This window comes from Algoriphagus sp., from assembly GCF_030694375.1.
Taxonomy (GTDB): domain Bacteria; phylum Bacteroidota; class Bacteroidia; order Cytophagales; family Cyclobacteriaceae; genus Algoriphagus.
In genome coordinates, this window is sequence record NZ_JAUXYL010000044.1 from 20,669 (window position 1) to 41,676 (window position 21,008).

At 43.2% G+C, this 21,008-nt stretch carries 22 protein-coding genes; 11 read left to right on the forward strand and 11 right to left on the reverse strand.

The features are described from left to right. Positions 1-2: 2 nt before the first annotated feature. The 6 genes from Q8M62_RS18110 to Q8M62_RS18135 all read right to left on the reverse strand — a co-directional run bounded on the left by Q8M62_RS18110 (position 3) and on the right by Q8M62_RS18135 (position 5,172). The gene (locus Q8M62_RS18110; RefSeq protein WP_370690562.1) at positions 3-833 is read right to left on the reverse strand and encodes a type 1 glutamine amidotransferase; all 831 of its coding nucleotides are present in this window, start codon (positions 831-833) and stop codon (positions 3-5) included. A gap of 42 nt (positions 834-875) precedes the next feature. Continuing rightward, positions 876-1,994, reverse strand: coding sequence for a carboxylate-amine ligase (locus tag Q8M62_RS18115; protein ID WP_304901187.1), 1,119 nt, complete (start codon positions 1,992-1,994; stop codon positions 876-878). A gap of 10 nt (positions 1,995-2,004) precedes the next feature. After that, entirely contained in the window at positions 2,005-2,961 is a 957-nt protein-coding gene (locus Q8M62_RS18120) for a RimK family alpha-L-glutamate ligase (RefSeq protein WP_304901188.1), read from the reverse strand. A gap of 28 nt (positions 2,962-2,989) precedes the next feature. After that, positions 2,990-3,703, reverse strand: coding sequence for an esterase family protein (locus tag Q8M62_RS18125; protein WP_304901189.1), 714 nt, complete (start codon positions 3,701-3,703; stop codon positions 2,990-2,992). Between the two features lie 269 nt (positions 3,704-3,972). Continuing rightward, positions 3,973-4,494: a hypothetical protein gene (locus Q8M62_RS18130; protein WP_304901190.1), complete on the reverse strand. Its 522-nt coding sequence runs from the start codon at positions 4,492-4,494 to the stop codon at positions 3,973-3,975. A gap of 144 nt (positions 4,495-4,638) precedes the next feature. After that, complete coding sequence (locus Q8M62_RS18135) at positions 4,639-5,172, reverse strand: gamma carbonic anhydrase family protein (RefSeq protein WP_304901191.1); 534 nt, start codon at positions 5,170-5,172, stop codon at positions 4,639-4,641. A 144-nt stretch (positions 5,173-5,316) separates the two neighbouring features. On the opposite strand from Q8M62_RS18135, the gene Q8M62_RS18140 reads away from it, so the two are divergent. From Q8M62_RS18140 to dinB, 3 genes are all read left to right on the forward strand, one after another. Then, positions 5,317-6,039, forward strand: coding sequence for a YceI family protein (locus tag Q8M62_RS18140; protein WP_304901192.1), 723 nt, complete (start codon positions 5,317-5,319; stop codon positions 6,037-6,039). A gap of 62 nt (positions 6,040-6,101) precedes the next feature. Next, positions 6,102-7,346 carry an anthranilate synthase component I family protein gene (locus Q8M62_RS18145; protein ID WP_304901193.1) on the forward strand — a complete coding sequence of 415 codons (1,245 nt, stop codon included), beginning with the start codon at positions 6,102-6,104 and terminating at the stop codon, positions 7,344-7,346. Then, positions 7,342-8,445 (forward strand): DNA polymerase IV, encoded by a 1,104-nt coding sequence (gene dinB, locus Q8M62_RS18150; protein ID WP_370690565.1) that lies wholly within the window; start codon positions 7,342-7,344, stop codon positions 8,443-8,445. Before Q8M62_RS18145 ends, dinB begins: the two co-directional genes overlap by 5 nt. 25 nt (positions 8,446-8,470) lie before the next feature. Here the strand turns inward: dinB and Q8M62_RS18155 are convergent, their stop codons facing one another. Further along, positions 8,471-8,671 carry a hypothetical protein gene (locus Q8M62_RS18155; protein WP_304901195.1) on the reverse strand — a complete coding sequence of 67 codons (201 nt, stop codon included), beginning with the start codon at positions 8,669-8,671 and terminating at the stop codon, positions 8,471-8,473. A gap of 273 nt (positions 8,672-8,944) precedes the next feature. On the opposite strand from Q8M62_RS18155, the gene miaB reads away from it, so the two are divergent. From miaB to secG, 5 genes are read left to right on the forward strand one after another with little or no spacing between them, the layout of a single operon-like run. Further along, entirely contained in the window at positions 8,945-10,420 is a 1,476-nt protein-coding gene (gene miaB / locus Q8M62_RS18160) for a tRNA (N6-isopentenyl adenosine(37)-C2)-methylthiotransferase MiaB (protein ID WP_304901196.1), read from the forward strand. Then, entirely contained in the window at positions 10,417-11,703 is a 1,287-nt protein-coding gene (locus Q8M62_RS18165) for a sigma-54-dependent Fis family transcriptional regulator (protein ID WP_304901197.1), read from the forward strand. The genes miaB and Q8M62_RS18165 overlap by 4 nt, the downstream gene beginning before the upstream one ends. Next, positions 11,690-12,226, forward strand: coding sequence for an LPS assembly lipoprotein LptE (gene lptE, locus Q8M62_RS18170; protein WP_304901198.1), 537 nt, complete (start codon positions 11,690-11,692; stop codon positions 12,224-12,226). The genes Q8M62_RS18165 and lptE overlap by 14 nt, the downstream gene beginning before the upstream one ends. Before the next feature lie 30 nt (positions 12,227-12,256). Continuing rightward, the gene (locus tag Q8M62_RS18175; protein ID WP_304901199.1) at positions 12,257-13,003 is read left to right on the forward strand and encodes a hypothetical protein; all 747 of its coding nucleotides are present in this window, start codon (positions 12,257-12,259) and stop codon (positions 13,001-13,003) included. 10 nt (positions 13,004-13,013) lie between these two features. Next, positions 13,014-13,370 carry a preprotein translocase subunit SecG gene (secG, locus tag Q8M62_RS18180; protein ID WP_304901200.1) on the forward strand — a complete coding sequence of 119 codons (357 nt, stop codon included), beginning with the start codon at positions 13,014-13,016 and terminating at the stop codon, positions 13,368-13,370. Positions 13,371-13,520: 150 nt separating this feature from the next. On the opposite strand, the gene Q8M62_RS18185 is transcribed toward secG, so the two are convergent. Beyond that, positions 13,521-14,228 carry a hypothetical protein gene (locus Q8M62_RS18185; RefSeq protein WP_304901201.1) on the reverse strand — a complete coding sequence of 236 codons (708 nt, stop codon included), beginning with the start codon at positions 14,226-14,228 and terminating at the stop codon, positions 13,521-13,523. Between the two features lie 245 nt (positions 14,229-14,473). Here Q8M62_RS18185 and groES point away from each other — a divergent pair, with 245 nt between their 5' ends. From groES to Q8M62_RS18200, 3 genes are all read left to right on the forward strand, one after another. Further along, on the forward strand, positions 14,474-14,752 hold the full coding sequence (gene groES / locus Q8M62_RS18190) for a co-chaperone GroES (protein WP_026970168.1): 279 nt from the start codon (positions 14,474-14,476) through the stop codon (positions 14,750-14,752). A 40-nt stretch (positions 14,753-14,792) separates the two neighbouring features. After that, positions 14,793-16,421: a chaperonin GroEL gene (gene groL / locus Q8M62_RS18195; RefSeq protein WP_304901202.1), complete on the forward strand. Its 1,629-nt coding sequence runs from the start codon at positions 14,793-14,795 to the stop codon at positions 16,419-16,421. Positions 16,422-16,593: 172 nt separating this feature from the next. Then, the gene (locus Q8M62_RS18200) at positions 16,594-16,980 is read left to right on the forward strand and encodes a response regulator (RefSeq protein WP_304901203.1); all 387 of its coding nucleotides are present in this window, start codon (positions 16,594-16,596) and stop codon (positions 16,978-16,980) included. Between the two features lie 7 nt (positions 16,981-16,987). Here the strand turns inward: Q8M62_RS18200 and Q8M62_RS18205 are convergent, their stop codons facing one another. The 3 genes from Q8M62_RS18205 to Q8M62_RS18215 all read right to left on the reverse strand — a co-directional run bounded on the left by Q8M62_RS18205 (position 16,988) and on the right by Q8M62_RS18215 (position 20,991). Further along, the gene (locus Q8M62_RS18205) at positions 16,988-18,112 is read right to left on the reverse strand and encodes a serine hydrolase (RefSeq protein WP_304901204.1); all 1,125 of its coding nucleotides are present in this window, start codon (positions 18,110-18,112) and stop codon (positions 16,988-16,990) included. Positions 18,113-18,115: 3 nt separating this feature from the next. Beyond that, positions 18,116-19,624: a S10 family peptidase gene (locus tag Q8M62_RS18210; protein ID WP_304901205.1), complete on the reverse strand. Its 1,509-nt coding sequence runs from the start codon at positions 19,622-19,624 to the stop codon at positions 18,116-18,118. An 89-nt stretch (positions 19,625-19,713) separates the two neighbouring features. After that, positions 19,714-20,991 (reverse strand): amidohydrolase family protein, encoded by a 1,278-nt coding sequence (locus Q8M62_RS18215; protein ID WP_304901206.1) that lies wholly within the window; start codon positions 20,989-20,991, stop codon positions 19,714-19,716. Between the last annotated feature and the right edge of the window lie 17 nt (positions 20,992-21,008).

A 21,008-nucleotide genomic window follows, 5' to 3' on the forward strand; every position in this document is an offset into this window, starting at 1 on the left:
AATCAGATCAACGATGGAGTATTTAACAATCGGAGTTTTCGGATTGCCTGCCCCAGAAAGTTCGGGATCAAGGTTTCGTTGGTTTTGTAAATTTTGTTTTCGTCAACGAGGTCTTCCAGCATGGTTCGGAATTTTGCCTTTCCTTTAAGCTCAATGATTTTTTCCCTAACCATCGGCTTTTTCAAATGTTCTAAAAAGCTTACTGCGTCTGCTTCAGGATGAAATTGGGTACCTACTATTTCATCCGAAAAGCGAATGGCCATAATCGCCCGCTCGTATTCCACATGATTGCGTATTTTTTCCAGTGCGATGAGCTTTGCGCCTAATGATTTGAACTTTCGCTTGTCTGGCTGCACCACCTGGTAGTCCCTGGAGTCTACTGCCCAAAAAGGGTTCAATAAATTCAGGAAAAGTGGATCCTGCATGCCCTCAGGAGTCTTATGGATAGTAGTCACCCCAAAAGAGGTAGATTTTCGTTGGGTAATCTGCCCCAAACCAAAATGCCTACAGGCCATCTGAAAGGAATGGCAGATGAGCAACAGTTGCTTCTTCCGGGAATGGTTAAGATTCCAAATCCAGATTTGATCCAAAAACTCATTGTACAAAAGATCCCAATGACCATCGCCTTCAGTGGGATTTCCCGGTCCGCCTGTGGAAATGAAAATGTCAAAATTCCGCACATCGGGAATTTCGGCTTTCCCACGGACATCGAATTCCCTGTAACTGATTTCAACGGAAAATCTGGATAGAATATCACGGATGCAGCGCATTCCCTGATTGGGCTCGCCGTCATACATGTCCAAAATAGCCAGATTTACTTTTTTATTTCCCACAATAAATTGATCGATTCGTTTGTCACAAAGGTAATCAAACCCTTATATCCCTTCGGTAAACTTTCCGGTAATAAAATCAACCACGGCCTCCAGACTGCCTGTCTTTTCAAAAACAGCGAGTTGCTGATCCGCTCCGGTACCTCTTTCAAGGATTTTGTGGACGTAGTTGATCTCTTCCCTGCTGCCCAATTCGTCTACCACATCCTCCACAAAATCCAACAGTTCCATGATCAATTCTTTGGTTGGAACTTCTATTTTTCGTCCAAAATCAATCAAAAGCCCCTCAACTCCATTTCTTGCGGCCCTGAATTTATTCTCTCTGATCAATGCAATCCTGTAAATATTAAAGCTGGTATTGCTCATCAGCAACTTGTAAAGTTTGGCTACCACTGCCTGAATCAATGCCACTATACAGATCGTCTCATCGACTGTCAGACACATATCACAAATGCGAAACTCAATGGTGCTGAAGAAGGGATGCATGCGCAGGTCCCACCAGATTTTCTTTGGGTTATCGATACAATTTGTCTTGACCAAAGTCTCCAGAAAATTGTCGTAAGACTGGACTGAATCAAAATATTCCGGTAAGCCTGTTCTCGGGAATTTTGCAAAGACTTTTGCTCTAAATGCCTTAAACCCCGTATTCCTTCCTTCCCAAAACGGGGAGTTTGTAGTCAGTGCATAAATATGGGGTAAGAAATAGCAGGCCTGATTCATCAACTGAAGTGCAGTCTCTCGGTTTTCGATTCCCACATGGACGTGCAGACCAAAGATGAGATTGGAGCGGGCGATATCTTTTAGCTCGTTGACAATCATGTGATAGCGCGGATCATCGGTGATTTCTTGATCCTGCCACTTGGCAAACGGGTGAGTACTCGAGGCCCCGACCACCAAGCCTTGGGCTGATGCAAGCTCAAATATCTTATTGCGCAGCAAGGATACTTCCCTTCGAGCTTCAGCCACATTCTGGCAGATATTTGTCCCCACCTCCACCACAGATTGGTGCATCTCAGCCTTGACTTGTTCCTTCAAAGTGATTTTTCCCCCCTCCACTATCTTTGACATGTGTGAGCGAAGATCCCGGGTCACGGGATCGATTATCATGTATTCCTCTTCTACTCCCAAGGTGAATTGCGGGAGCTTTTTCTGCGCGTTTGCCATAAGCTGTGTCTTAAAATCTCTTAGCCATTTCGACCGAATTCTTCATAAAAGTGCCCCAGGTCAAGTTCATCTTTCCGGGCTTTTGGGCTTTTGCGTAAGCGATCGCCATTTTTGCGGCTTCTTCCACCACCCAGTCAAAGTTCGCTTGGCCTACAGAGTTAATATCGGCATCAGGTGCTGGATTACCAAAATCAATCGCATACGGAATTCCGTCCCGTACCGCAAATTCCACCGTATTGAAATCGTAACCCAAACCGGTGCACAGCTTGATGGTATAGTCTTTCACGGTATTCAATAATTTCTTTGATGCGGGGGCTTTGTCAACGACGTAGCGCAGGTGATGCGGATTACGTGGCTCGTATTCCATAATTCTCACAGCCTTCCCTCCCAGACAATACACTCTGAAGTATTCGTCAAACAGAATTTCTTCCTGAAGGAGCATGACCAATTGCCCTGTTTCGGGGTGTTTTTGGAAAAACTCCTCTTTATTTTCCAAACGGTACACATGCTTCCAACCCCCTCCCGCGTAGGGCTTCATGTAAGCAGGAAAGCCGGTGTAATTAAATATTCCTTCCCAATCCAGGGGAGCGACCAAGTTTCGGAATGACTTTCCGGTGGTGTCATCCGGATGCTTTGCAGAGGGAAGTAACACCGTCTTGGGCAGGGGAACTCCCAATTGATCCGCCAGGCAGTTGTTGAAGAATTTATCGTCAGCACTCCACCAGAATGGATTATTGATGACCGCGGTACCGGTAAGTGCGGCATTTTTGAGATATGCCCTGTAAAAAGGGACATCCTGAGAAATCCGGTCAATAATCACCGCATATTCGGTCAGCTTATTTTGGACAACTTTGTCTATTTGGACAAATTCCGCCATTATTCCTTTCCCTGCGATTTGATTTACACGCTCCACAAAGGCATGAGGAAAAGTATCCTCCATGCCGAAAAGTATTCCGATTTTTTTCATAATCCTCGTCTATTAAAATTGATCCGATTTAATTGAATTTGATAGTTGATAAATAGTGTGGAAACATTTCTTTCCATACAGGCCAATCATGTTTTTTCTCATGTCTTACATCAAACCAATGCGGAATGTTTCTGCCTTCCAGCACGTGATGAAGTTTGATATTGGCGTCATAGCAGATATCCCAATTGGAAGTCCCCAACACAATTTTCATATTCCAAAGCTCTTGATCCTGAAGACCGGGAAGGTATTCAAGTGGGCTATTGTAATAAATATCATCGTGCTGATATCCATCCATGAAATTCCTGATGTCAAAAGCTCCGCTCATGCTGAACATATGACTGACATATCCCGGATGGCGAAAGGCAAAATTGGCTGCATGATATCCTCCAAAGCTGCAACCGGCCATAGCCACTTTTGCAGAAGGGGTATTCAGGCGAATTCGCTCTACGATTTCGTGGCAGATCATCTTATCGTAAGCGACATGATTTTGAATGCGCTGATGAGGATGGATGCCTTTGTGATAGAAACTCTGCGCATCGTTGCTCTCAGGACAAAAGATCTGTACCAATCCCTGTTCGATAAACCAATGGGCAGAACCAATCAATCCCATATCCCGATTTTCGTGAAATGAACCCTTGGAGGTTGGAAAAAGCACGATCGGATAGCCGGCGTGCCCAAAAACCAACATTTCAACATCCCGGTTGAGGTACTGTGAATGCCATTTAAAATATTCTTCTTTCATCTGTTTATAATTTGATTTTTTTGGTCAGATGCCCGCCTGTATTCGAACAGGGAATCTCGCAAGTTTGATAATCATTCCAGTGTGTGACTTTTTAGTCATGCCTGTCTGCCTCAGGCAGGCCTGCTTGTGGCAGACAAGCTTGTGGCAGACAAGCTCGATTTCATATGTTTAATTTTGACTAAAAACCCTGGTGTTGATACTTGTTCCAAATACTAGTCAAAATTCATTAAAAAGAAAAGAATGAACGAAAAGGCTTTGTGAAGGAATTGTTAATTACCTGCCTTCACAGAAGATTCTTTTGAAAAGAATCTGGAAACCATCAGGTAAAACAGTCCCAAAATGACTGCAATGGCCAAAACTCCAACAAGAATCCATTTGGAAGTAGTAAAAATGGATGCTAAAAAGGCGAGACTATCATGTCGTTCAGGTAAAAAATAAAGGATATTCAGCGCTAAAATATTCTCAAAAAAATCCATAATCATAATGGAAATCGGAATCCAGACAAAACCCCTCCTGCCCCAAAGCTTTATCAAAATACCTGAAAAGAATAGACCATAGATTAACAAATAGGGCATATCCAGTGCCCAAAGTCCAAAACTATACAGCCTGCGCTGTTCTGCACTCAATTGATCCAATGAGGCATAAGCTTCATCGGGAGAATAGGCAAACATCAAGTCCAAAGCGTGGTCTTTTGGCATAAACTGTCCCAGAAGGACATTGGCTAGTATAAATAGACAAAACAGAAGCAGAAGATTCTTCCATTTGCTGAGGAAGGAATAAACAGAATTCATGGGTGATGTAGCGCAGGGTTCGATGGTTAAGGTCAAAAAAAACAAATGATTTTCAAACTATTTATTTGTTTTTTATCGATCGGATAAAAAATTAGTCAACCTTTCCTCCCACAAAATCCATAATCCGGAAAAACCAGCGCAGAATTACAGTTTAAATGTTTTTTCCTCCTCCTTAAACCAAGCTGCATACATCGGGTAATTCTTGGCTGTACGGAGTATGACCGCTTCCAACTCAGGACTCGTCTCTTTCATTTTTTTTGCAGGCATTCCTGCATAGATCGAGTTAGCTTCCACCACAGTATTTGCGAGTACCACCGCACCGGCAGCTATCACTGCTCCTGAATGAACCACGGCCCCATCCATTACGATGGCACCCATTCCTATCAGCACTCGATCATGGATCGTACAGCCGTGGACGCAAGCATTATGCGCAATTGAGACTTGACTTCCAATATGAGTTGGCGCTTTTTGATAGGTACAATGAATGATGGCCCCGTCCTGAATATTGGTATCATCGCCGATACGGATTTCATGAACGTCTCCCCGTACCACCGCATTAAACCAGACAGTACAGTTTTTTCCCATCACCACATCTCCGACTACAGTTGCGTTAGGAGCCAACCAACAGTTTTCTCCAAATTCAGGCATTTTGCCCTTTACTTTCATGATTAATGCCATTGATTCAATTTTCTTATCTTCTTAGTAACAAAAACTTAATGCAAATCTGAATTATTATTTTTCTTCTGAATGAACTTTTTTGATCCTACTGGGTTTTACATGTATATACATACAAAATTGAGAAATCAATCCAAAAAAAGCACAATGAAATTAACCAAACAAATCGGACTATTCGTAGCCGCGTCAATGATGGCTTTTGCCTGTGGCGCTCCAAGTGACACTGTAGAAACTGGCGATGCTCAAGAAGTATCAGAATCCACAGGCCAAGTATTGGCACTAAAAACAGATGCATCAACTATCGCCTGGAGAGGTTATAAGCCAACAGGCCAACACTTTGGTCAAATCCCAGCCACTACAGGTTCTCTTGTAGTAGCCGACGGAACAATCAAAGGAGGCACTGTAACCTTTGATATTACAGGTCTGACTATTGAAGACTTGGAAGCAGGTTCAGAAAATCACGGCAAATTGTACGGTCACCTTCAGTCTGCGGATTTCTTTGATGCAGGAAATCATCCAACTGCTACTTTCGAAATTACAGGTGCTGAGCCATTTTCTGCCACTGATGTGGTTGAAAGCAAAGAAGAATTCACTTCTGCAAACACACCTAGCTCCGCAAGTTCTTTGTCTCCTCAGGCACCTACACATTGGATCAGCGGAAACCTGACTATGAGAGGCACTACCAAAAACATTAAGTTTCCTGCTGCAGTTACAATTGCTGACGGAACTGTAAAAGCAAAGGCAGGTTTCAACATAGACAGAACTGCTTGGGGTCTTGCTTACGGTGACGAAGCTACTGCTGTTGACAAAGCAAAAGACCAGTTTATCTACAATACCGTATCCCTTGTATTGGATGTAACTGCTCAATAAATACCAACTACCCAATGTTAAAAGGAGGGATTCTAAGGGATTCCTCCTTTTTTTGTATCAAAATGAGCGCATATCCCTTTTTCTATCCGATTACCTTTCCGCAATGGAAGGAAAAATTACTCTACTGGGCTGATAGCAGGTTTTCCTATTTCGCACTTACACAAGGGAATGAGCACAGCTATCCTCAGAATCCTTTTGACTCCTGTTTATTTGCGGGTAATAAAGAGCTGTCGAAAAATGATTTATGGCAGAAAAGAGCTTTTAAAGTTGGAGTCCTTGGCTATGATTTCAAAAATCAAATTGAAAAATTGGAAAGCAACAATCCGGAATTTTTCAGTTTGCCTGATCTATGTTTTTTTGTACCTGAGTTGATTTTCAAAATTGATTCAGAAGGAATATATGCCTCAAGCAGGCTTTCCGCGGAATTTTTGAGCGAAATCGAGACTCAAGTCATTCCGGAAACGGGATCCGTCACCTGCAAAATTTCTCCGCAGATTACCAGAGAAAGTTACCTCAAAAGTGTCCAAAGCATCCAAAATGAAATCTCGGAAGGTAATACCTACGAAGCCAATTTCTGTCAGGCCTACTCCGGTGAATTTGAAACATGGAGTCCGATTGCTGCATTTTTGAGATTGAATCAACTTTCAAGAATGCCCTTTGCAGCACTTTTTAAGGCCAAAAACAACTGGCTGGTGTCAGCATCACCTGAGCGTTTTTTAAAAAAATCCGGGTCATCGCTGATCGCACAACCCATCAAAGGGACAATCCGAAGAGGTGAAACAGCGTCTCAAGATTTGGAAAACCAAAAAAAATTGTTGGCAAGTGAAAAAGAGCGTGCCGAAAACCTGATGATCACTGACTTGATGCGAAATGATCTTGCACGCGTTTCCAAAACAGGATCAGTCCGAGTAGAGGAGCTTTTTGGGATTTATCCTTTTCCGAGAGTTTTGCAGATGATCAGTACGGTGTGCTCAGAACTAAAGCCTGACACTTCTCTAAATGAAATCATCCGGGCAACGTTTCCGATGGGCAGTATGACCGGAGCGCCGAAGATCAGCACGATGAAAATCATTGAACGGGAGGAAAGCTTCAGGCGGGGCTGGTTTTCGGGAGCATTTGGCTGGATTGATGAATCTGGAGACTTTGATTTTTCAGTGATCATCCGATCGATCATTGCTGATTTGGAAGCTAAAAAGCTCTATTTTGGAGTGGGAAGCGCGATCACCATTGATGCGTCAGCAGCGCAGGAATATGAAGAATGCGAGCTGAAAGCCCAAGCCATTTTGGAACTGCTTCGTGGAAATTAATCAAGAAAACCTCCCCTCTATTCGCAAAATCATCCATGTGGATATGGATGCATTCTATGCCTCCGTGGAGCAGTTGGATCATCCGGAATGGAGAGGAAAACCGCTTGCAGTGGGAGGAAATGAAGGACGGGGTGTAGTAGCTGCGGCAAGCTACGAAGCCCGGAAGTTCGGCGTCTATTCTGCTATGTCATCTGCATTGGCGGCAAAGAAATGTCCAAATCTAATCTTTGCAAGGCCACGGTTTGATCGCTACAAGGAGATTTCAAATCAGATCCGGGAGATATTCTACGAATACACGGACTTAGTCGAGCCACTATCTTTGGATGAAGCTTTTCTGGATGTTACCGAAAATAAAAAGGGATTGAAATCTGCAATTCTGATCGCTAGGCAAATCAGGGCCAAAATCAAGGAAAAAACAGGGCTCAATGCCTCAGCAGGTGTCAGCTACAATAAGTTCCTGGCAAAAACCGCCTCAGATCTCAACAAACCCAACGGACAGGCTGTAATTCTTCCTGAAGAAGCAGCCGCATTTTTGGAAAAGTTGCCCATCGGGAAATTCTTCGGTATCGGTAAAGTGACCGCGGAGAAGATGCAAAATCTGGGCATACACACAGGTAAGGATCTCAAAGAATATTCACTTCAGTTTCTAAGCAAGAAATTTGGCAAATCAGGCCTTCACTATTTCAACATCGTCCGTGGAATTCACCTATCCGAAGTTCAACCACATCGGGTCAGAAAATCGCTTAGTGCTGAAAATACCTTCGAAAAAGACCTGATCACGATTCAAGAGTTGGAAGACTACCTTCGGCCTGTCTTTGAGGAAGTCATCAAACGAATCGAGCGGAATGGAATCAAAGGGAGAACGATCACTTTAAAAATCAAACATGCTGATTTCACCCTTCAGACTCGCAGCCGTACGCTTGAACAATATCCAGACGAAGATACATTTTGGAAGATCGCCCTCGAATTATTGCATCAGGAGGAGATTCTGCAACCGGTTCGACTTTTAGGATTAGGGCTATCCAATTTGAATATTACCGAAGAGCAGGTTCATTTTGGGGTACAGTTGAGGATACCTTTTGAATCAACTGCTTTTTGATCCCAAAGTGTTTTTCTGGAATGGGCTACCATTTTTTAATTTCTTCCTCCAAATCTTCCATGGTCAGGAAATTTCCAGCATTGATTCTAAACTTTGCTAATCGAACTCTTTCTATTAATTCATCTTTAGAAATACGAAATCCATTAGTTGAAAAATCTTCCGCAGAAAGTTCTTTTGCAATGTCCAAAAGTATTCTTAGTAAATCTGCATCCCCACGATCGATCAAGGAATGAAGTTCTTCTCTTAGTTTGGCAGTTTCAATTTTAAATTCAGTTTAGTGTAATATACCAGGATTTCTAGGTTTGGTTTCTGAATGACTTGCAAAATTTTAGAGTAACATTTCAAACTATTACTCATGCTTTATTCTTTCTAGAAATTTACAGAATGAAACTGCCATTTTGTCCGCATTTTTGTAATTTCGCGAACTCATTACGAGGATTTGGGTTTGTAAGTACTCAAACCTTATCCTGTTTCCCTTTAGACAAGAAAACTTCAGTTCATGGATCTGATTAAAGATATTGACATTATTTCTGCAGAGGAGGCACAAGCCTGCGACTTCAAGACCACTGAAGACGAAAACACCGGCAAAACAAAAAAACTCTACATCGAAAGTTACGGCTGTCAGATGAATTTCTCTGATTCCGAGATCGTCGCTTCAATCATGAAGGAGAATGGTTTTGACACCACTTCGGATTTTGAGCAAGCTGATGTGATTTTTTTAAACACTTGCTCGATCCGCGAAAAAGCCGAATTGACAGTCCGAAAGCGACTCAGCCAATTTCAAAAAGCCAAAAAGAATAAGCCAGAGCTAACAATTGGCGTTTTGGGTTGTATGGCAGAGCGATTGAAAGAAAACCTGCTGACGGAAGAGAAAATCGTGGACATAGTCGTCGGCCCGGATGCGTATCGTGACCTACCCAACCTAATTTCGGCAGCAGAAGACGGGGAAAAAGGAGTAAACACTTTCCTCTCCAGAGAGGAAACCTATGCTGACATCGCGCCGGTTAGACTGAATTCCAACGGTGTCACCGCATTCATTTCCATCATGCGCGGCTGTGACAATATGTGCTCATTTTGCGTGGTTCCTTTTACCCGAGGAAGAGAACGAAGCCGAGATCCGCATTCCATCCTTGCCGAAGCCAAAGATCTTTTTGAAAAAGGCTACAAAGAAGTAACCCTTCTCGGTCAAAATGTGGACAGCTACAAATGGTCTCCTGAAGAAAATAATAAGGCAAGGCTAAACAAAAAGGAAGACGAAGTGACTCAGGTCGTCAACTTTGCCAATCTGTTGGAGATGGTTGCACAGATCAGCCCTTACCTCAGGGTACGTTTTTCCACTTCACATCCTAAAGACATTACTGATGAAGTCTTGCATACCATCAAAAAGTATGACAACATCTGTAATTACATTCACCTGCCCGTACAAAGCGGGAACAGCCGTGTCCTTGAACTGATGAACCGAACTTACGATCGGGAATGGTATCTCAATCGAGTTCGGGCAATTCGTGCTATTCTTGGAGAAGAATGTGGAATTTCTTCCGACATGATCACCGGATTCTGTACTGAAACAGAAGAAGAGCATCAGGACACCCTATCTTTGATGGACATTGTGAAGTACGATTTCTCTTACATGTTCTATTATTCTGAGCGTCCGGGAACTTTGGCAGCTAAGAAATATGCGGATGATATTCCATTGGAAACCAAGAAAAGAAGACTCGCCGAGATCATTTCCAAGCAAGCAGAACTTTCTTTCCAGCGAAATAGACAAGACCTCCATCAAGAGCAACTCATTCTCATCGAGGGAACAGCTAAGAAATCTGATCAGCAACTGAAGGGTCGAAACTCTGCAAATAAAGTGGTCATCATTCCAGCCGATAAAGCCAAGAAAGGCGATTATGTAAGAGTGAGAATCTCTGAAGTATCTCAAGCCACTTTATTCGGTGAGGTGTTGGAAGTAAATCCTGTCTTGGCATGATCACTCCTCAGGAAATTCAAAGTGTCAAGCAGCGCTTTGGCATCATTGGCAACAGCCCTTTGCTGAATCATGCGATTCAGGTAGCCATGCAAGCCTCTCCTACTGATATGACTGTGTTGATCACAGGAGAAAGCGGTAGTGGAAAGGAAAGTTTCTCGAAAATCATCCATTCGCTTTCCTTGAGAAAGCATGGCAAATTCATCGCCATCAACTGTGGCGCAATACCTGAGGGAACGATCGACTCGGAGCTTTTCGGACATGAGAAAGGATCGTTTACCGGTGCCCATGAGGCTCGAAAAGGTTACTTCGAAGTCACTGATGGAGGTTCGATTTTTCTTGATGAAATTGGGGAATTACCACTTGGAACTCAAGCCCGCCTACTTCGTGTCCTTGAAAACGGGGAATTCATCAAAGTGGGGTCCTCCAAAGTACTCCGAACAAATGTCCGAGTGATCACCGCGACGAATGTCAATTTGCTCAAGGCTGTGGAAAAAGGAAGATTTCGGGAGGACCTTTATTACAGACTAAACACAGTTCCTATTTATGTTCCGCCTCTTCGTGAGCGTGGGGAAGATGTGGTGCTTTTGTTCCGAAAATTCACCGGCGATTTCTCTGAAAAATATCACGTGCGCCCGATTTCTCTGAATTCGGAAGCTCAGGTTTTGTTAATGAGGTATGCATTTCCGGGCAATATCCGCCAGTTGAAGAACATTGCAGAGCAGATTTCTTTGCTGGAAGAAACCCGGGAAGTCAATGCTCAGACACTTGCAAAATACCTTCCGGCGGATTCTTCGCGACTTCCAATGGCCTTAAACCATGGTTCTGGATCTGAGAATATTGATTTTTCAGAGCGGGACATTTTGTACAAGGTCCTTTTTGATATGAAAAAGGATATGAATGATCTCAAAAAACTAGTGTTGGAATCTTACCAAAGCGGTGGCATCAACTCCAACATCATGCAGAAGCATCAAGGACTTTTCGAAGATTTGGAGACGGGTTATTCTCAGAAAGAACCGACAGACAGCAGTTCATCTTACAAGGTTCCATTAGTCTTGGAATCTCAGAAAAACGCATCTCACAACAATGAGGACTACGAAGAGGACGTTATCGAAGACATCATTCATGAGGAGGACGATAATTCGCTTTCTCTGGAGAAAAAAGAAAAAGAAATGATTCTCAGAGCTTTGCGAAAACACAATAACAAGCGGAAATATGCAGCGGGGGATTTGGGGATTTCAGAACGTACGCTTTATCGAAAAATCAAACAATATGAAATTGAATAGGCTTTTCACCCTTTTTGCAGGATTGAGTCTTTTCCTTTTCCAGTCATGCTCTGTCAAATATAGCTTCACTGGAACGAACATAAACTATGAGTTGGTGAAGACCTTTTCAGTAGAAAATTTCTTCAACGACTCGGGTGGAGGACCTGCCAATATGGAGCAGCGCTTCACAGAAGCAATCAAAGAATACTATCAGCGAAACACCCAACTTGAACTGGTTCGGAATAATGGGGATTTGCAGTTTTCAGGGGCGATCAGCAGGTATTCACTTACGCCACAGGCCGCAGTGTCCAGTGGTGACTCCAATCTACCTGACCGTGCAGGTCAGATGCGATTGACAATCGTAGTAGATGTAGATTACATTAATCTCAGCAATGAGGAGGAAAGCAAAAAACAGACTTTTTCCTTTTTCAAAGATTACGACCCCCGAACAGTGACCTTATTGGATGTTGAAAATCAATTGGTGGAAGAAATTTTCGAGGTAATTATCCAGGATATCTTCACTGCGACCGTTGCCAATTGGTAATTTTACTATCTTCAATCCAAAACCCGGAAAGTGAACGCAACCCAATTCCTCGACTTAATCCAAAAAGCAGATCAACTGGAAAAGGCGGATTATCTTCAACTGAAAAAAGTTCAGGAGAACTTCCCCTACTTTCAGATTCCCCATGTGTTGGCAGCGAGGTATGAGTTTTTGAAAAGTAAGGGTGCCAAAAGTCAACATTTAGCTCAGGCAGCTATCACCAGCCCGGATCGGATTTGGCTTAAAAAACTCATCGAAAAGCAGGTCCCTGAAGATTTCAGATCCTTCCAAGTCAATGACGACCTTCTTCCTGAAGAATCTGAAAGCGGACTGGATGCTGCGAAAAGAACAGCGTCCCTGAAAAATCTGGGACTTCAACTGAAAGGACAAGTTCCTGTAGAGGATGAATCAAAAGTCGAAAAGCCAAAACCTAAAAGACGAAAGCCACCTCAAGACGATCTGATCGAAACCATCAAACGAAAGGAAAAGCGGGAAATCGTTGACTCCAAGAAGCAAGAGCAGATTGATATGATCAAGGCGTTCAGCAAGAAGGAATTCAAGCTGGCAACGATCAAAGAAATCGAAGCAAACAAGAATACCGAAAACCTGGCGGAGACCAGCACCAAACTTCACGAAAATCTACTTTCCGAGTCATTTGCCAAAATTTTGGCCCAGCAAGGCAAAAAAGGGATGGCTAAGGAAATATATGAGAAGCTGGCTTTGAAGTTTCCCGAGAAAAGGGCTTACTTTGCGGACTTAATTGAAAAACTGAAAGAATAATATAAACCATATGTTTACCGTATTAATTACCATCATCTTAATCCTTGCAGTATTACTGATTTTAGTAATCCTGGGTCAAAATTCAAAAGGTGGAGCCGGAGCGGCTTTTGGAGGCAGTGCTTCCCAAATCATGGGGGTAACCCGAACAGGAAATGTTTTGGAAAAGGCTACTTGGGTTTTGGCAGTCTCTATTTTGGTATTGTCTTTGGCATCTTCAGCATTCTACACTACCAGTCAGCCTAACCAATTCTCCTCTCCAAATATTGAAAGTGCGAAACAGCAAGTAGTAGCACCTGCATTTGGAGAACCACAAAATGCTCTTCCGGCAGTAGAAACTCCGGTTGAAGGAGATACTACAGGAAACTAAGCTTAAGTTTATTTGATATTAAAAAGTCTGGCCAAAAGGTCAGACTTTTTTTGTGCCGTTGTGAGTGTCATCACTCACAACAGGAGTTCAGTGAGTGGAGATACTTGCTGAGGTACCTTCTTAAGGCGGGTACTCACTGATGCAGATAAATTAAGACACAGACTTAAGCAAAAGCCTTTTACTCAGCGGGATCAGGGTCTCCTCTATTGGAAAAACATGAGGACTGTGGACTCTCCAAGTCGCTGGATTCGGGAGTTCTTTAACTTCACGAATCAGTTGCATTTTTAGCTTTTCGAGGGTGTTGACAAGGTTTTTTTGAAAAATGCCAAGCAACCAAAAGGTAATGCTTCTGAATTTTTCACCCGCCATCTGCAGCATATTGGATTTATATCGAAAAGCATGCACGTCGGAGCTTGACTCTCTTGTCATCAGCACAAATCCTTCCCGATTGTAGATTGGCAAAATACCAACCGGTTCAAATTCCACTTGTTCCTCCACAAAATCATAAATAGATTTTCCTTCTTCGATTTGTCGTGTGATTCGAGGCAGGGCAAAATCGGTGATCTGTGAAATTTCCTTCATTACTTCCCCGTCCTCAACTTTGGGCTGATACTGAAGTTGGGCACTTTGAAAATCAATGCCGTTAATTGCTTTTGGAAAAAGGTTACTCAGCTGAGTTTTTCCGGAATTTAACTCGTGCAAGACCCGGTGATGATCAATCAGATCCGAAAGAACCGGATAGAGTTTGACGGCCTGAAATTCCCGGTTTGCTTCCTGCAGGTAGGCTAGCAATTGGTACTTTTTGTATTCGAAATCGATCAACCCTTCGGTGATCCAGTTTTTAGGCAATGTTTTCATGGGTATGAAGCGAAGTTTAAATAGGTAATGTTGGTTTGTATCAAAATAGTAATTTCTGACATTTTTTACACGGCTGAGGGAAAAAATGACAGACTTTATTGACAAAAAAGTAACAACAATCCCCGTCAACCTCAGACTTTCTCAGCCGATTTGTCAGCCTTTTTGACACAAAAGCCCTTGGCACAGGAAGTGCTATTAGGGCAGTAGCATTTAATTCAAAATCTAACCTTAAACAAATTAATACTATGTCAAACGTGAACATCAAACCTCTTGCAGACCGAGTTTTGGTACAACCAGCTGCAGCTGAAGAGAAAACTGCTTCCGGACTTTATATCCCGGACACTGCAAAAGAAAAGCCTCAGAAAGGCACTGTAGTCGCAGTAGGCAACGGAAAAAAAGATGAGCCCTTGACTGTAAAAGTGGGAGACACTGTTTTGTACGGAAAATATTCCGGTACTGAACTTAGCGTAGAAGGCAAGGATTTCCTCATCATGAGAGAGTCTGACATTTTCGCTATCCTTTAATCAATCAACCTGAATCAAAAACCAGAAAACATTAAATATTATGGCTAAACAATTGTTTTTCGATACAGACGCGAGAGATCGTCTGAAAAAAGGCGTTGATGCATTGGCAGACGCAGTAAAAGTAACTTTAGGACCAAAAGGTCGAAATGTAATCATTGACAAGAAATTCGGAGCTCCAATGATCACCAAAGATGGTGTGTCAGTAGCAAAAGAAATCGAATTGTCAGAACCAATTGAAAACATGGGCGCCCAGCTCGTGAAAGAAGTAGCATCCAAGACTGCTGATAATGCAGGTGACGGAACTACGACTGCGACTGTTTTGGCTCAGTCTATTTTCAATGTAGGTATTAAAAACGTAGCTGCAGGAGCAAACCCAATGGACCTTAAAAGAGGTATCGATAAGGCTGTTGCAGCTGTTGTTGCTAGACTCAAAGAAAACTCCAAGCCAATCTCTACTTCTAAGGAGATCGCACAGGTAGCCACTGTATCTGCTAACAACGACGAAGAAATCGGTAAGATGATTTCTGACGCAATGGACAAAGTAGGAAAAGACGGTGTCATCACTGTAGAAGAAGCAAAAGGTACTGAAACTGATGTGAAAACTGTAGAAGGAATGCAGTTTGACAGAGGATACCTATCTCCATACTTTGTGACCAACACTGAGAAAATGGAAGCAGAATTGGATCAACCGTTCATTTTGATCTATGACAAGAAGATTTCTTCCATGAAGGAATTGCTTCCTGTTCTTGAGCCGGTGGCGCAGTCAGGCAAGCCCTTGTTGATCATCTCCGAAGATGTTGACGGAGAAGCTTTGGCAACTTTGGTAGTAAATAAAATCAGAGGTGCTTTGAAGGTATCTGCAGTTAAAGCTCCTGGTTTCGGTGACAGAAGAAAAGCTATGTTGGAAGACATTGCTATCCTGACCGGTGGAACTGTAATCTCTGAAGAAAGAGGTTTCAAATTGGAGAATGCAACGCTGGATATGTTGGGTAGAGCTGAGAAGATCAACATCGACAAAGACAATACAACCATCGTAAACGGTGCTGGAGATTCAGCTGCAATTAAAGGCAGAATAGCTGAAATCAAAGCTCAGATTGAGAAGACTACTTCTGATTACGACAAAGAAAAACTTCAGGAAAGACTTGCCAAGCTTTCCGGTGGTGTAGCCATCCTGTATATCGGTGCTGCCACTGAAGTGGAGATGAAAGAGAAAAAAGATCGAGTTGACGATGCATTGCATGCAACAAGAGCTGCAGTACAAGAAGGTGTAGTAGTAGGTGGTGGTGTAGCGCTAGTAAGAGCAGCTGACGCACTTATCGATCTGAAAGGTGAAAATGAAGATCAGGACACGGGTATCAACATCATCCGTTTGGCGATCGAGTCTCCGTTGAGAACAATCGTATCCAACGCAGGTGGAGAGCCTTCTGTAGTGATCAACAAGATCAGAGATAACAAAGGGAATTATGGCTACAATGCAAGAACAGACGTTTACGAAGATCTGTTTAAAGCCGGTGTTATCGATCCTACCAAAGTGACTCGTTTGGCACTTGAAAATGCCGCTTCTATTGCAGCATTGCTATTGACCACCGAGTGTGTAGTAGCGGATGTAAAAGAGGATTCTGCTGCTATGCCTCCAATGGGCGGTGGCGGAATGGGTGGCATGATGTAATCCAAATTCCACAAAAAACGAAGGAGGTCCAATGGGCCTCCTTTTTTATTGGCCTGATTTATAGGCTTCGTATCAATGAAAAAAATAAAAAGGAGGAAAATACTTTTCTAAGGTAGAGGAATAATTGTATCTTGGAAGATTAACAGATCTCGACCACATACTTAAAATTTTAATGATTCACTTTGATGCCATTTTTTTAGTGGATGATGACCCCATAAACAACCTTATTAATAGGAGACTTTTGGGTAAAGTGGGGATTGGCGATCAAATAGACGAATTTTTAAGCGGTGAGAGAGCTTTGGAAAAAATCAGTGAATTAAATCCCCATGACAGTTTATTGATTTTTCTGGATATCAATATGCCAGTGATAAATGGTTGGGAGTTTCTAGACAAATACTGTGAAATTTTTCCTGATCGGGAGGACAAAATTGTGATTCTCTCTAGTTCAATTGACTTCCAAGACCGACAGCGAGCAAATGAATATTCGATCGTTTCGGGATTTCTTGAAAAGCCCCTGACTATTGATAAAATCAACGGGCAAATGGAAAAATATACTTAGGGGCTATCTACTTAATCACTTGATCAAGTCGCTGCCAAATATCCCGCATCAGCAGAAAAGGCACTAATGCATCCCCTCCTGAACTTCCCATCCGGATGATTACCAGATTCTGAGAAGGAATCACCATCAAAAATTGGCCATTTTTCCCCATTGCCTGATACATATCGGCAGGAGCTTGAGGAATTAGAGATCCCGGAAGCACAGCCTGTGACCCGGGAACCATATAGGAGGCTTTGCCATTCAACCAAGTCAAATAGCCATAACTCAAATTCAGATTCTGAGAAGATTGGGGTAATTTTTCAAAATAATCACCCGACCAAATGGAAGTTCCGTTCCAGTTTCCTTTTGCCAACAACAGCAATCCAAATCTGGCAAAAGACCTCGCATCGGAGTAGAAGACATTATTCATTCCTGTTTGCTGCCAAAAGCCTTTCATCCCAATTTTATCGCCCAGTTTCTCTTTGAAAAATGTTTGGTAGGGTTTACCTGAGGCTTTTTCTACTACCTTTTCCAATAAGGTATAAGTAGCATTGTGATAACTCCATCGTGAACCGGGTTTTGCCAAATACTTCAGACCGGCCGGTGATGTATCATCCAGGTTGGCAACCTTGTCATCAATCCCTGTGGTAAAAGTGAGCTGGTGAATCAATCTGATATCCCGTTCCTGATTGCGGGACATGGAGGTCCAGCCTTCACCAAGAAACTTTTGAGTACGGTCGTTGGTGCTGAGCAGCTTTTCCTGTTGTGCCAGACCTACTAGTGCCGCAGTGAGCGTTTTTCCAGCCGAAGCCCAATACCAAAGCGAGTTTTGGTCCATCTCCCCTGCCCCCGTGAGCTTCCTTCCCCAATACTCCTCCACGACGATTTTTCCATCTTTCAAAATGATGAATGACCGTGTATCCTGAGTAGGTAGCCAAGCCAGCAATTCAGCCAAAGCCATCTGATCCCAACCGAGTTCTGCCAATGGCATCTTTTCCCATAAGGCGGATTCATTTGGGGGGAAATACAAATTAGGCACTGGGACTGGTTCGGGCTTTTGAGCCTCAACACAGGAGAACACAAAGAACACACAGCATCCTATGAGGATCTTGATGGAATTGTTCAGTGTAAGAGAAAAGATGCTGTGGTCCATGACTTATTTTCTTAGCGTGTCTTCAATAAATTTTTTCAAATCTTCACGGAAAAGCTTTGCAGAAGGCAAATGCGTATACATCATATGACCTGCCTCATAGTATGTCATGATCACTCGATCCACAGCAGATTTTGGTAAATCAAGATGAGAAATCGAATACTCCACTCCATAAAAGACGGTAGCCAAATCATAATATCCATTCATGATCAATACCTTGACATTCGGGTCTTTACTCATCGCATCAGCCATATCCGGCAATGTTGTCACCGCCGCATCTGCGCCCCAGAAGCTGTTACCCTGATGCTTCCAGTCCCATTTAAAGCCTTCTTTGGAATAGGCCGAAGTGGCGTAGTGGAGCTCCTTACTCACCTTCAAACTACCATGGAAATAGTCGAGGAAACCCATGGTGTATGCAGGGGAAATCGCATCACTCTGAGGATCAGTGAATGAATCCATAGACAGAGGATCGATATTGATTCCTTTATATCGGGAATCCAAGCGGCCCACTGTCTCACCGGTACCACGAAGTAACTCTTGAAAATATTCTCCTGCTTTCATCTTAAAGTCCGCTCTTTTCCATAAGTCAGCAGAAATACCCGTAAAACGCTGGAGCTTGTCCGCTACTGCACTTTTCTCCACATCCGTGATTCGGTTTCCTTTGAAAAGTGCCGGAGCGTATTCATTTTCTGTAAATTCTCTCACTTGCTGAACAAATGAAGGCAGATCGGAGCTCTTATTGGCAACTTTATCATGATACCAACTTGTGGCAGCCATCGTAGGAAGGTAGGCAATGTAGGATATGTCTTCATTTGGAGCGAAAAAAAGTGACCTCAAATCAAAAACGGCTGAAACCATGATCACGCCATTGAGCGCATATCCATTCGCCAATAGGTAGCTCATGACACCTGCGTTTCGAAATGTCCCATAGCTTTCGCCCAAGATATATTTGGGTGAATTTAATCGATTGTGCGTCTTTAAAAACTGCATAATAAACAAACTCACACTACGGATATCCTGATCCACACCCCAAAAATCTTTTCCTGAGGCTTCACCAATAGGAATGCTTAATCCTGTTCCAACCGGATCCATCATCACCACATCAGCTACATCCAAGATTGAAAACTCGTTATTGACTAATTCATATGGCGCCGCCTGATTGTAATTTGGATCATCGACTACGATCCGCTTAGGTCCCATGATACCCATGTGGAGCCAATAGGAAGAAGAGCCAGGGCCTCCATTGTATGCAAAAACGATCGGGCGATTTTTTTCCGGATTTTCTTTGAAATAGGCAGTAAAACCAAAAAGTGCGATTGGTTTGTTGTTTTCATCCCGAAGCTCCATAGTTCCGGCTTTTGCATTGAGGCTGATCACTTTCCCATCAATGGTCACGGACTGTTTGGATTCAAAGACCTGTGCGATTGGTTGTGGGGATGTGACAGTATCCTTTTTATCCTGGGCAAATGCAAAGCTTCCAAAAAACACAAACAAAAGTAAAAATCGGATTTTCATAAACGTTAGATTTTGGTGGTTTGAAATGGTTTAAACTTTTCCTGGATTAGACTGAAAACTATTAACCCAATTCAGTCTCTGAGTCCTGACTATTGCTTGAAGATTTTCCCATCTTTCATCACGAAAATCACATCCTTCATAACTTTAATATCTTCTCCTGGATTGCCGGAAACAGCAATGATGTCAGCAATTTTTCCCGCTTCAATTGTCCCTAACTTATCCTCTACTCCGAGCAGTTGTGCTGCGTTTAAGGTTGCGGATTGAATGGCCTCTAGGTTAGGCATCCCCACCTCTGTCATGTATAGAAACTCCCGGAAATTTTCTCCATGGGGAAATACGCCCGCGTCTGTGCCAAATGCGATTTTGACTCCCTTCTTGTAGGCTGCCGCGAAGGTCTGCTGAATCTGAGCTCCGATCTGCATCGCTTTGTCTCTTACGACTGGAGGATAATATCCGGGGATTTTAGCATATTCTGCGGCAGACATACCTGCCGTTATGGTTGGAACATACCAGGTTCCTGCCGCCTTCATCATTCCCATAGTCTCTTCAGTCATCAGCGTGCCATGTTCGATGGAATGAATACCAGCTTTTATTGCTCTTTTCATCCCTTCGTCTCCATGTGCGTGGGCCGCGACATGAATTCCGAAATCTTTGGCCGTCCGTACTACAGCGTCCAATTCATCTTGCTGAAACTGAGGGGCGGATCCGTCGCGGGCAACGGATAACACACCTCCGGTAGCCGTTACTTTGATGACATCCGATCCAAATTTTACAGCCTGACGTACAGCCTTTCTTGCATCCGCTTCTCCGTTGATAACTCCTTCGTCCGGTCCCGGATCACGCATGAGGTCCCGCCTTACTCCATTAGTTGGGTCCGCATGCCCCCCTGTCGGCGCAATGGATTTACCTGCGGTGTAGATCCGTGGACCCACTACCAGTCCACTGTTGATGGCATTTCTTAAGGCAATATTCACTCCGGAGCCTCCCAAATCACGAACAGTGGTGAATCCAGACATCAAGGTAATGTGAGCATAAGGAAGCGCCTTATAGGCTACATCAGCCTCATTATCACGAAATCCATCAACATAGCGTGTCGGGCTGGTTTGGCTTTCGATGTGCACATGCATATCCATCAATCCCGGCATTACGGTTGCATTTTTGAGATCGACCGTTTTGTCTTCTGAGCCGGGACTTTGATAGCCTGCACTCACAGAAAGAATTTTGTCTCCTTCTATGACAATGGTTTGCTCGCTCAGGATTTTTTTAGTTTTGACGTCTATCAGTCGACCCGCATGGATTAGGGTTTTTTGTGCAAAAGCAGAAAGTGAAAGTGTCAGGAAAACTCCTGCAAGTATAAGTTTCTTCATAAGGGTTGGTCGGTCAT